Raw genomic sequence first — 11,039 nt, forward strand, 5'->3', positions numbered from 1 at the left:
GTGGAATGGAAATGCCCGACTATAGGTTTTCTTGTTATTCTAACTACGACGGACCAAACCCCAATTATCGCCAGGATCGCGACGACAGCTTGTGCCAGATTCTTGCGGCGGGGGAATGCTCGGCGGTTAGGGCGTGCGGTTGACCTTTGTGTTGGGGCTACCAACGGTGACGGGCCCTTCTGCGGTGCCGACATAGCCCAAAACCTAGCACCGCATAGTGGAAAAGTAAAGGGTTAAGCTGCATAAACAGTGCGTTAGACGGGCCGCATTGGCAGCAGTTGGCGCACTGTGGCATGGATAAGTTTCTTGCTTTTCGATGCCGCAAAAGCCGCGTCTCATCATCTCAGCATTAGGTCGATATTGCTGGCCCAACAGTGTGCAGCTGATGGATAGATCGAGCGATATTTTGCCACCGAATCACGATAAAACCTGCCACCGAATCACGGTAAATTTAATATTTGGGTATGAAAAAGCACGTAAAGCGTAATATTCAAGAATGGATAATGGGGTTACTTAGCACGTTTTCTGCAGTTGGACTTACAGGTGCCCGGCAGGTAGGTAAAATTACACTTGCTTCAATGGTTGGGGCGTCGCTGAATAAAGAAATGTTGTTTTTAACACTTGATGATCCAGAAGTGCTAAACGCGGCGCGAACCGACCCACGCGGGTTTGTAGCGCAAGCAAAAGATCGGATCTTGGTTATCGATACGGATCGACCTTCGGGGATGTTTTATCGTTACTAGGTGGTTCACGGTCGTTGGGGCAGAGTCTGCATATAGTCTGGCAGAGCGCGTTATTGGATGTACGCTGTGGAGCTTTAGCCTAAAAAAGATATGATTTCACCATGTCTGTTTTCCCGAAAGCGCTGTCTGTCGGCAGCCATATTCGTGTGATCGCTCCTTCGGATTCGCTAGCACCAATTGAAACAGGGGAAATGGGTCGATACTTAAGTAATTTGGCCACACGGCGGTTAGAAAGTTTAGGGTTTCGGGTGTCATTTTCCTCATACGCTCGCGAGAGTGGCCGATTTGAATTTTCATCAGTTGACAAGAGACTGCATGATCTGCACGAGGCCTTCGCTGATAAGAGTGTCGATGGAATAATCACGGTCATTGGTGGTACCAGCAGCCACGAGCTACTTCCGTATCTGAATTTCGATCTAATTGCCGACAACCCAAAGTTTTTCTGCGGTTATTCTGACATTACGGCTCTTCAGAACGCGATATATGCGAGAACTGGAGTTGTAACTTACTCTGGCCCGCATTGGTCAAGCTTCGGTATGCGTGATTATTTTGAAACTACTCAAGCATCTTTCCAACAGGCCGCGATGAGCCTTAACTCTATTGAATGGAAACCAAGCAGTTGGTTCACGGATGACTCATGGTTTATCGAACAGGATAACCGCGTCACTGAACCGACTTCGGGCTGGTGGATTATCAATGATGGTTGCGCTCAAGGGACTGCCCTTGGCTCTAATCTGAGTACATTCACGCTTCTAAATGGCACTCGGTTCTTGCCGCAGCTGGCCGGCAGCATCCTCTTCGCCGAAGTTACGGCAGGATCTTCAATCGTGGAATTTCGCAGGCGGCTATTTTCGGTTCTTCAACAGCCGGGTGGGGACCAGCTGGCTGGGCTTGTTATTGGTCGATTCCAGAAACACAGCACAGTCACACGTGAGGATATTGAAGAACTAGTCAGCGACATACCTCAGCTTAGCGCTATTCCAGTTGTTGCGAATCTTGATTTTGGGCACACCAACCCGCAGTTAACCTTTCCTATTGGCGGGCAGGTGAACCTGCGGGCAGACAGTAATCAAAACCATATTTCGCTTGTTTTTACTCGCGGCTAGTAAAAACACTTGTTAGGTAAGTGTTATGAAAACCGGAACTTTTGATATTTGTACCTGGTGCACAACGTTACCTGTGCCTTGATTATTAGAGTTGTGTTGCGGGAAAGTACCGTGAACCAGGTTACAGGTAAAACTGTTAGTCCTGTTTGGAGGTTTCCGGATGTTCTTCAGTTACAAGAACCTCGGAATCAATCACGTCCCATTCGGGTTCTGCGGTAGTTTTGTTTTCTGAAGTGCGAAGTTGATCTTCAAAAACCTCAATGAGTCGGTTTCCTAGCGGTTTGAATGTGGCCCATGTAAGCCCTCCGGAAACCACACCACCAATAACCGGAACTGATTTTGTGATGGTCTTTCCCAACGCCTGTTTGGTGATTTTATAGCCGAGTGCTGCGGCGACCCGTTTAAGAAGCGGGTACCATGTGGTTTTCGTGAGTGGTTTGGAGACTACTTTCTTAGCTAGGTGTGTACTAAGATGCGGTACCAGGTTCTTCTTGACTAGTGAGGCTGCTCCAGATACCCCGAACATGGTACCTAAATACATGATGAGTCGATTTTGGCCTTCTTCGGAGAGCTCGTTTCCGTTGGTGAAAATGTCAATATCGCCGTATAGGTAAGCGATTTCTTGTGCCATACGGATGGCATACCCAAAGTACTGCACAGTATCGCCCATTCCAGCTGGAATCATTGCAAGAGGACTAGAAGGCAGGCCTGCCATGAATGCGATCCCAGAGGTCTTCTTGGTGTTAGCGGAAACGACTTTGAGCGCGTGCGTACGAATCTCGTCAATTGATAGAACGCTTGTTGTTCCCTCTACAAGAATGCGGTCTAGTTCAGGATGATTCTTGAATTTTGCAGTGAGGAATGTAGTGCGGTCAACCCGAACCATAGGCAATGCGGTCGCTTTCCCTATGACATCAACAAGGATGCCGTAATATTTCTCGGTGTCTAATCTCTTAGCGTTGCCCTTTGATGCCATACGCCATCCCTTCTTTCTGATATAAGTATTAACTGAAGAAATGATAGCATTTATTTGGCATTTTATTGGTTTATATATGTTATTTTCTTAGATTTTCAACTTCCGAGTAGCGCTGGTAGTTAAAGCAACAGGTCGTGCATGCCATGGCTTTGGTTATCGCTATAACCTAGATTGCGCAGTCGAGACTAGTGTCCATCGAAACCATGCAATCCGTGCCCAGCAACAATTTCAAATTCGAAGCCTCCGGAATTCTCAAGATAACACGCGTAGTGGTTGGGCCCTCCGGCGTGAGGGTATTTCTCTGAAAATAATTCGGTAAATCCATGTTGGGTTGCGGCGATTCGAATGGCGTCGACAACTGAAGGGCTGGCCGCAACCAGTGCGAGGTGATTAAGGCCAGCGCGCATGCGATCATGTTCGCCATTGATTTCGGGGGATTGTTCAAGCACTAGGTATGTGCCGTCGGGTGCTGTCCATATTTTTCCTGACTCCCATCCATCTATATCGTTACGTTCCCACCCTAATAAGCACAATAACCAATCGAAACTTGGGTACGTGCGATTAAGGTTTGTGGTCCATAATTCAATGTGGTGGAGCGAACGAGCCATTGCATTATTGTAAAAGACATGCACATGCGGCGTAGATGGGGTCGGCTTAAAAAAATTTTATTCACCCCAAATGCTGTAGTGAATACGCTCCCACAGATATTCGTCAACGCTGGCTTCCACCTCGTTAAGAATCTCAAGTGCATCAGCACCAGGAGTTTGGTCCGTCATTTCAGATAACTCTGGTTCTATCGGACAATTCTCAAGACACCGAACAAGGTACTCAATTGTTGTGGCGTTATATCCATTTCTATCGATGGCGGCAGCGACGAACAACGCGTGCACTTCTTGGCGTTCATCGTCGCAAAGTTCCATGTAGTCGTTGACGAGCGCGGCGGCGGTGGCGTCGTAAAGCCCAAGTGCAAAAACTGCGAACGTCCCAGGCATCGCCCGGTTGTGGTCTTCTAAGCCTAAGTACCATTCGTATTCTCTCATTGCCGTACGTGCGTAATCGGCAATGATGTCAAATAATTCGGGATAATGCGCGGCGCACTGGAAAAGCTGATCTATGCTATTGGTTTCCAAATATGGAATGGGGAGATAATTCTTGGTGGGGCCGGTGAAATCGATGCTGTAGCTGTTGGGGAAAAGTGGACAGGAAACAACGTGGATCAGGTACTCCAATACCGCGCGATACGCGCGTGGATCCTCCTGTGTCACGGTGACGGAAATAATCCCGGAAACGTCATTTGCCTGCCCATACCAACCATCGCCAGCAGAGGAAGCAACATTCTCAGGCAGATCGCCGCTGCCGGTTTCGAACAGGCGATATGGCGTGTCAGAGCCCAATGCTGTGGCCTGGCTTAACAGCATTTCTGCGTATTGGCGTGAGGAGGGGGAAGAGTACCGGATATCAGCTACCGCAACAGCACATGCAAACTCTAGTAGTTCGTGGGGCACCTCTGTCAGATCCACCTCGGGCTTGGGGTGCCACGTGGAAACTGCATAGGGGTTTTGGCTAGCCGGAAAGTACGGTTTTGTAAGGTGGCGTGTCAGCCAGTTGCGAATAGGCCCGCTAATAGTGTTCCACCCAACCAGTTCCCGGAGTTTATCCACCATGTCCCATTCGTTGGCGGTGGTAATGGAACCCACGTCCATGGTGTGTAACGCGAATGTTAAAAGCTTACGTACAGGAATACGGAAATCCTTGTAGTGGATTGATGTGGGGTGCTCGGTGGTGATATCACCGTGGTCAAGGTGACCCAACCGTAGTTGTTCCAGCACACTGGTGAAAATATCGATGACCATAGGGTCCGTGCAGTCGTCGAAACTGAGCTGGTCTTGGTCATTTCCCGGCATTATTTTCGCTTTCTAGGGTGGGCAGTAAACGGAAAACTGTAGGCGTAGTGCTGCGATGCGGTTCTATATATTTGTTTGAAATTGGTCGGCAACGTGGGGGCATCGTCAAGCTGCAATACGGTGGTTGCTTTTTCTAAACGATTCCGGCCCGAGCAATTTCGGGCGTCAGGAGACTTCCAAGAGATACGTGATATTGCTGAAGTCATGGCGCTGAAGATCATGATCGTTGATGAGGAAACTCATGCACCCTTCATTGCCTAGGACCAATTGGACGTCGTCCATGCTACGGGCATGAAGTTGGAGAAGAAGCCGTTGTCCGTCGCCGACCTCACGGGGATCCCAGTGGAAGAAGTGGCCCCAACCATCACCGAAAACTGAGGGATATATGTCAGGTTGATGTGTGGTGATGATCCGCCGCAGCTTCCGGGCAGTGGCAGCATCCGTAGGCAGGCCGCGTTCGGAGAGCTCGTGCAGTACAACTGGGTTTTCGGCACTGCTAAGTGCTTGTTGAATACGTGTGCCGGTGACTGTGAAGTGCCCGCCGCTTAAGAGATAGTCGGCATTTTCTGGAATATGTTCGGCGGCTTGGGCCTTGTCAAGTTCGTCGGCGGGAATGAGGCGTACCAGACACCCAGACTTGCCGTCGGTTGTGGCTTCATCGGAGCCAAAGGAGAAATCGTCCGCAACGAAGAACTGCAAAAGTCCACCGGTGGGGTAGTCAGTCAATGGCGGTAGTTCCGCGAGGTTGAGCTGGGCGATGAGGCACATCGGTTTGTCGTTGTAACCGCGGGGCCACGGGAATTCCGGGGTGACCGCACCGAGGTATCCCACCCGGGAACTTGCCGGATTGAGTTCGCGTGGTCCTGAGCCGGAAACGGGGTGTAATTCTAGAGCGATGACAGGGCGGGTTGTGGTGTTGTAGAAATCGGTGAGAGCCGGGCGGATATCAGTCACGGCGAAACAATCCTTACGATGACGGGATGGGCGGGGACTAGTGGGCGCTAAAACTGTACAGCGGGGTACTGAAATCGAGGTTGGCTAAGTCTTTATCGCCAATGAAGAAGTGTAGAATTCCATCGTGGCCAATATCGATTCCGGTAGCTGATGCGAGTTGTAGGAGTAACTGCATGTCTTGGGTATGGAAATGCGGGTTAAAGTAACGTGAATTTTCGTCATGGAGATAGTTGCGCGGGTCTTGTTGTGGGTGTTGGGTCCAGCCACCAAGGAAAAGCTGAGCGTAATGGTCGGTGACGTCTTCCAACGCGTCGACCGGGTCTAGCCAGCCGTATTCTTCTAAAGCGTCTTCTTCATCCAGGTCCTCGAAATCTTCGTCATCATAGAATCCGATGGAGTCGAGGAAATCCTCTTCTTCCGTGTAAATGCCCGCCTGCTCCGCCACTGCGCTGAACTGGTAGTCATCGTATTGCGGTGCCTGGTCGTAGAGGGTTCCAGTGATCCTGAATTGGTCGATGGTGAAAATACTCTTGGGGTGATCGTGAGTTTCGGCGGCAGCAGTTTCTAGCTCAGCCGCCGGAATATAGCGCACGACGCTTCCCCGGTAGTTGGGGTCGGCGCCGTTTGTGGTTCCCATGTGATCGTCCACGGCAACGAAGAATTGCAGCAAACCTTCCGCCGGTAATTCCTCCCTGGCAGGCAGTTCGGCAAGGTTGAGTTGCGCGAGATGCTGCATCGGATTGCCTGCGGAATCGACAGGCCACGGGTGGTTCGGTGTCACTGCCGCCGTATTGCCCGTACGTGAGGCGGTGACGGCGACTGGCTCAGTTGGGGGACTAAACGTTAGTTTCGTAGTTCGGCGTAGGTTTGCTGCTGCGAATTCAGCAAACGGTGATTCAATATTCTCGAGTTTAGATCGAATGAGGGAATCCACGCGGGAAGCCTTTCGCATTAGATGTGATATGTGCCTTGAAAATTTTAGCCTTCCCTAACGAAGCCAGTTATGTTTTTGCGCATAATAATTTAGTAATGGAACAAGCCCAATAAGCGAGAGTGCGACACTGCCGATGACGCTAATGACGATGCTGATGATCGTCCCAAGGTCAAAATCGTTACCTTGGGCTTGCTTCTCAGATGGCGAAGTTTGAGCAAGGGTGGCTGCTACTGCGTTGTGTTGCGGTTGGGCGACAGGGACAACCGTTGTGAGTGTAAGAATAGTTGCTGCGCAGCACGATAGAAGGCGGCGATACATGGTGCGGTTCCTCCGGGGTGGCTTAACTAAAACCTCGAGTGTTTATCATATATAAATTAGTATTAATCTATCTAAGATTAATACTTTTTCAAGTCTTTTGGCTACATTTTTGCTTTTTGACGCGTCAGTGTGGGCTTTTGGTAAAAATCCAACTTCACATGCCCAAAAATCTGTGATCGCGGGGGTGGGGTAGTGGTTATGATATCCACCTGTCTGGTGGGTGGTTTGTGTGAAGGTTTGATTAAAAGCTTGCCAATGTGAGCCTTCACATTTCTTTGATGAATTTTTATTGGTTGATGGTGGTCATGGCTTTGTTTTTAGACTGCCATTGAGTGGAATTTTCAGGTTTGCGTATGTGGGGTTAACAACGTTTTATTCCGAAAAAATGTGTGGAAAAGCTGGATTGTTACGGGGGTGAAATTGTTGGGATGTTTTTCATTTTATTCTAAAAGCGCTTGCCAATGTTAGCGCTATCATGCAAGCTGGGCCTAGAGCGGTAAGTGAGGCGCTCCACAAATAAGCCTGAGTGTGTTCCAAGCCTCATTTGCTTCCGCTGGAACAAGTGAAAGGAGGCTGCAAGCAATGACAACCGATTTGCTTCGCCTTGAACACATCTCGAAAACCTTTCCGGGTGTCAAGGCATTGGACGACGTAATGCTCACCCTGCGCCACAATGAAGTACTCGGCCTATGCGGTGAAAACGGTGCAGGTAAGTCCACACTTATGAAGATTCTTACTGGTGTCTACACCGCTGATCCGGGCGGTAGCATCTACCTCAACGGGAATTTAAGCAAAGTTAATGGCCCGCGCGACGCGCAAGAAAAGGGTATCTCCATCATTCACCAAGAACTCAACTTGGTGCCTGATATGACTGTTGCTCAAAACATCTACATGGGCCGCGAAGCTAAAACCGGTGGTTTGTTGCTGAACGACACCGCAATGGTTAAAAAGGCTGAGCAACTACTGACGAGGCTAGGGATCGATGTAAATCCGCGTGCCTACATCCGCGACCTTACTGTAGCCAGGCAACAGATGGTTGAAATTGCCAAGGCGTTGTCTTTCGATTGCAAGATTTTGGTCATGGATGAGCCCACCGCCGCCTTAACCGACACTGAAATCGAAACCCTCATGAGGCTGATCCGAAATTTCGTGTCCCCCGAAACCGGCATGGTGTATATCTCGCACCGGATGGATGAAATCGCCGAAATCACAGACCGAGTGACGGTACTTCGCGATGGCCAGTACGTTACCACCCTCGAGACCGCGGAAACCCCAATCAAAGACATCATCGCAGCAATGGTGGGGCGCCAAATTGTTACTGATGTTCGCCCGGAGCCTAAAGATTTCCGTGACCAGCCAGTGGTCTTAAGCGTCGATAAGCTCTCTACCCGCGACCTGGTCAAAGACGTAAGCTTCGAGCTGCGTAGGGGCGAAATCTTCGGCATCGCGGGGCTCATGGGGGCTGGGCGCACCGAACTTGCGCGCGCTATCGTCGGTGCCGACCCAAAAAGCGCTGGAACGGTCACCGTGGCTGGTACGAAAGTCACCTTGCGTTCGCCAGCCGATGCAGTCGAGCACGGTATTGGTTACCTTTCCGAAGACCGGAAACAATACGGGCTCCTACTAGACATGGACGTCAAAGCCAATACGGCGCTCTCGTCGCTGTCCACCAAATACTCGAAGTTTGGGATCATCCGCGAAGCTGACATTGCCCGCGATACCCAAGCTCAAGTGGGTCGTTTAAAAATCAAAACCCCCAGCATTCACCAAATAATCCGCAATCTTTCCGGCGGTAACCAACAAAAAGTCATCATCGGCAAGTGGTTGGTTCGCGACTGTGACATCCTCATCGTCGACGAACCCACCCGCGGTATCGACGTCGGCGCCAAGGACGAAATCTACGCCCTTTTGAACGAACTATGCGCCGAAGGAAAGTCTCTCATCGTCATATCTTCCGAACTTCCCGAGGTGCTGCGCATCTGCGACCGGATAGGCGTCATGTGCAATGGTCGAATGACCGGCATCTTGGAAAACTCCGAGGCAAACCAAGAATCAATCATGGAACTGGCAACCAAATTCCGCGACACTGACAAGGAGGTGGCCTAATGTCTGCGCAATCTACCACGACACCAAGCACCCTTAGCGCACGGCTAAATGCTCAGCTGCAGCAATTGCTGGCGCTGGCAGCCCTGGCCTTAATCTTCATCTTCTTCTCTGTATCCACTGACAATTTCTTCCAGTGGGGCAATATCACATCCATCCTGCTGTCTTCTGCGGTGATCGGCACGATGGCTCTAGGCGCTACATTCGTTATCGCTACCGCGGGCATTGACCTATCGGTCGGAACGGGTATGACGCTATGCGCCGTGATGACTGGTGTTTTCTTAAGCGGAGACTGGTTGGGGTTACCGCTACCAATTGGCATCATTGCCGCCATCGCCTTTGGTGCATTCATGGGATTCATCAACGGCATGAACGTGGCAATCTTCAAAATCCCGCCGTTCATCGCAACCCTGGCCATGATGATGGTAGCTCAAGGCCTAGCCCTGATTATCACCAAGTCCACCCCGATCTATCTCACCGATGTTCCCGCCTTTGCTGCCATTTCCCAAGGCGAGGTCATACCAGATTTCCCCAATGCCGCACTGATATTCATCATCTGCGCCATTTTCGCCGCAGTTGTGATGTCTAAAACTCTGCTAGGCCGCTACGCTCTTTCGATCGGTTCTAACGAGGAAGCCACCCGCATCTCTGGTGTCAACACCCGCAACTGGCTGATTGCCATCTACACCTTCGCCGGAATTTTCACCGCGCTGGCCGCAATCCTGCTATCCGCGCGCCTCAATTCAGCCCAGCCTGCCACCGGTATGGGCTACGAGTTAGAGGCGATCGCCGCTGTCGTCATCGGCGGTACATCACTGTCGGGTGGCCGGGCCACCATTTTCGGGACCTTTATTGGTGCACTGCTGATGGCGGTTTTGGCTAACGGCCTGCAAATCATGTCCATCCCACAGGAATGGCAGAAAGTTTCCATCGGAATCGTCATTCTCATCGCAGTCTTCGCTGACAACCTGCGTCGAAGCCGCGAAAAGAAAGCCTAACCCTAGTTTTAAGAAAGGATTAGTACATCATGAATAAGAAACTCCTCGCCGTTTTAGGCGCCACCGCAATGCTCGCCGCGTGTTCTGGTGACCAATCAGGAACCTCCACATCGTCTCCCAGTACCGACGGTAAACCCTATATCGCTGTGGTATCCAAGGGATATCAGCACCAATTCTGGCAAGCAGTCAAACAAGGTGCTGAGAAAGCCGCCGAAGAAGTTGGAGCCACCATCACCTACGACGGTCCTGACAACGAAACCCAAGTGGACAAGCAGATCCAACAACTGCAAACCGCCCTGTCGAAGAAACCAATAGCCGTGGTTTTCGCAGCACTTGACTCCCAAGCCGCAATTCCACTGCTGACCACCGCCCAGGGCGATAACATCCCAGTGGTCGCATTTGACTCCGGCGTCGACTCCGACATCCCCGTCGCAACCGCCGCCACCGACAACAAAGCGGCAGCTGCTGAAGCCGCCAAGCACGTCGTGGAACTTGTGGGCGATACCGGCGAAGTTGGCATTGTCTGCCAGGACCAAACCTCTACCACAGCTAAAGACCGCCGCGACGGATTCACCGAGTATCTGGAGAAGAACGCCCCTAACTTGAAAGTCGTTGACATTCAATACGGCGGCGGTGACCACCAGAAATCCGCCGATCTGACTAAATCCATGCTGCAAGCACACTCCGATATCAAAGCGATGTACGGCTGCAACGAAGGCTCTGCTGTCGGAATCGGCCTTGGTGTCACCGAAGCCGGAAAGAAAGGTGAGGTCACCGTCGTCGGTTTCGATTCCGGCGAAGCACAAATGAACTTCATCAAAGACGGCACCATCGCTGGCGCAGTCACCCAAGACCCAGTCGACATCGGATATCAAGCAGTGAAAGCGGCCTATGCCGCAGCTAACGGCGAAACCGTCGAAAAGAATATCGCCACCAACTTCGCCTGGTACGACAAAAACAACATTGACGACGCCGACATCCAAACCATGCTGTACAAGTAAGG

Annotated in this window: 11 protein-coding genes; 5 read left to right on the plus strand and 6 right to left on the minus strand. The window is 50.9% G+C overall.

Features of this window, described 5'->3' with window-relative positions; translation table 11 throughout:
• Positions 1–464 precede the first annotated feature (464 nt).
• Both CMUST_RS02190 and CMUST_RS02195 read left to right on the plus strand, forming a co-directional pair.
• A complete protein-coding gene (locus tag CMUST_RS02190) occupies positions 465–743 on the plus strand; it encodes an AAA family ATPase (RefSeq protein ID WP_144414103.1) in 279 nt (92 codons plus the stop codon).
• 101 nt (positions 744–844) lie between these two features.
• A complete protein-coding gene (locus tag CMUST_RS02195; RefSeq protein ID WP_047261146.1) occupies positions 845–1,849 on the plus strand; it encodes a S66 family peptidase in 1,005 nt (334 codons plus the stop codon).
• Between the two features lie 136 nt (positions 1,850–1,985).
• Here the strand turns inward: CMUST_RS02195 and CMUST_RS02200 are convergent, their stop codons facing one another.
• From CMUST_RS02200 to CMUST_RS02225, 6 genes are all read right to left on the minus strand, one after another.
• Complete coding sequence (locus CMUST_RS02200) at positions 1,986–2,825, minus strand: hypothetical protein (RefSeq protein ID WP_047261147.1); 840 nt, start codon at positions 2,823–2,825, stop codon at positions 1,986–1,988.
• Between the two features lie 185 nt (positions 2,826–3,010).
• Entirely contained in the window at positions 3,011–3,433 is a 423-nt protein-coding gene (locus CMUST_RS02205; protein WP_047261148.1) for a VOC family protein, read from the minus strand.
• A 57-nt stretch (positions 3,434–3,490) separates the two neighbouring features.
• Positions 3,491–4,729: a DUF6138 family protein gene (locus tag CMUST_RS15715; protein WP_052844478.1), complete on the minus strand. Its 1,239-nt coding sequence runs from the start codon at positions 4,727–4,729 to the stop codon at positions 3,491–3,493.
• A 165-nt stretch (positions 4,730–4,894) separates the two neighbouring features.
• Positions 4,895–5,683 carry a DUF1963 domain-containing protein gene (locus tag CMUST_RS02215; protein WP_047261149.1) on the minus strand — a complete coding sequence of 263 codons (789 nt, stop codon included), beginning with the start codon at positions 5,681–5,683 and terminating at the stop codon, positions 4,895–4,897.
• A gap of 37 nt (positions 5,684–5,720) precedes the next feature.
• Entirely contained in the window at positions 5,721–6,635 is a 915-nt protein-coding gene (locus CMUST_RS02220) for a DUF1963 domain-containing protein (RefSeq protein WP_047261150.1), read from the minus strand.
• 36 nt (positions 6,636–6,671) lie between these two features.
• Complete coding sequence (locus CMUST_RS02225; RefSeq protein ID WP_047261151.1) at positions 6,672–6,935, minus strand: hypothetical protein; 264 nt, start codon at positions 6,933–6,935, stop codon at positions 6,672–6,674.
• Positions 6,936–7,517: 582 nt separating this feature from the next.
• On the opposite strand from CMUST_RS02225, the gene CMUST_RS02230 reads away from it, so the two are divergent.
• From CMUST_RS02230 to CMUST_RS02240, 3 genes are read left to right on the plus strand one after another with little or no spacing between them, the layout of a single operon-like run.
• Positions 7,518–9,041, plus strand: coding sequence for a sugar ABC transporter ATP-binding protein (locus CMUST_RS02230; RefSeq protein ID WP_047261152.1), 1,524 nt, complete (start codon positions 7,518–7,520; stop codon positions 9,039–9,041).
• On the plus strand, positions 9,041–10,036 hold the full coding sequence (locus tag CMUST_RS02235; protein WP_047261153.1) for an ABC transporter permease: 996 nt from the start codon (positions 9,041–9,043) through the stop codon (positions 10,034–10,036). The genes CMUST_RS02230 and CMUST_RS02235 overlap by 1 nt, the downstream gene beginning before the upstream one ends.
• 29 nt (positions 10,037–10,065) lie before the next feature.
• Positions 10,066–11,037: an ABC transporter substrate-binding protein gene (locus tag CMUST_RS02240; protein ID WP_047261154.1), complete on the plus strand. Its 972-nt coding sequence runs from the start codon at positions 10,066–10,068 to the stop codon at positions 11,035–11,037.
• Positions 11,038–11,039 lie beyond the last annotated feature (2 nt).

Origin of the sequence: Corynebacterium mustelae, from assembly GCF_001020985.1 — a bacterium.
Classification (GTDB): domain Bacteria; phylum Actinomycetota; class Actinomycetes; order Mycobacteriales; family Mycobacteriaceae; genus Corynebacterium; species Corynebacterium mustelae.

Coding starts and splice junctions, on each gene's coding strand:
- CMUST_RS02190 (WP_144414103.1), top strand. CDS start 465: ATGAAAAAGCACGTAAAGCGTAATATTCAAGAATGGATAATGGGGTTA.
- CMUST_RS02195 (WP_047261146.1), top strand. CDS start 845: ATGTCTGTTTTCCCGAAAGCGCTGTCTGTCGGCAGCCATATTCGTGTG.
- CMUST_RS02200 (WP_047261147.1), bottom strand. CDS start 2,825: ATGGCATCAAAGGGCAACGCTAAGAGATTAGACACCGAGAAATATTAC.
- CMUST_RS02205 (WP_047261148.1), bottom strand. CDS start 3,433: ATGGCTCGTTCGCTCCACCACATTGAATTATGGACCACAAACCTTAAT.
- CMUST_RS15715 (WP_052844478.1), bottom strand. CDS start 4,729: ATGCCGGGAAATGACCAAGACCAGCTCAGTTTCGACGACTGCACGGAC.
- CMUST_RS02220 (WP_047261150.1), bottom strand. CDS start 6,635: ATGCGAAAGGCTTCCCGCGTGGATTCCCTCATTCGATCTAAACTCGAG.
- CMUST_RS02225 (WP_047261151.1), bottom strand. CDS start 6,935: ATGTATCGCCGCCTTCTATCGTGCTGCGCAGCAACTATTCTTACACTC.
- CMUST_RS02230 (WP_047261152.1), top strand. CDS start 7,518: ATGACAACCGATTTGCTTCGCCTTGAACACATCTCGAAAACCTTTCCG.
- CMUST_RS02235 (WP_047261153.1), top strand. CDS start 9,041: ATGTCTGCGCAATCTACCACGACACCAAGCACCCTTAGCGCACGGCTA.
- CMUST_RS02240 (WP_047261154.1), top strand. CDS start 10,066: ATGAATAAGAAACTCCTCGCCGTTTTAGGCGCCACCGCAATGCTCGCC.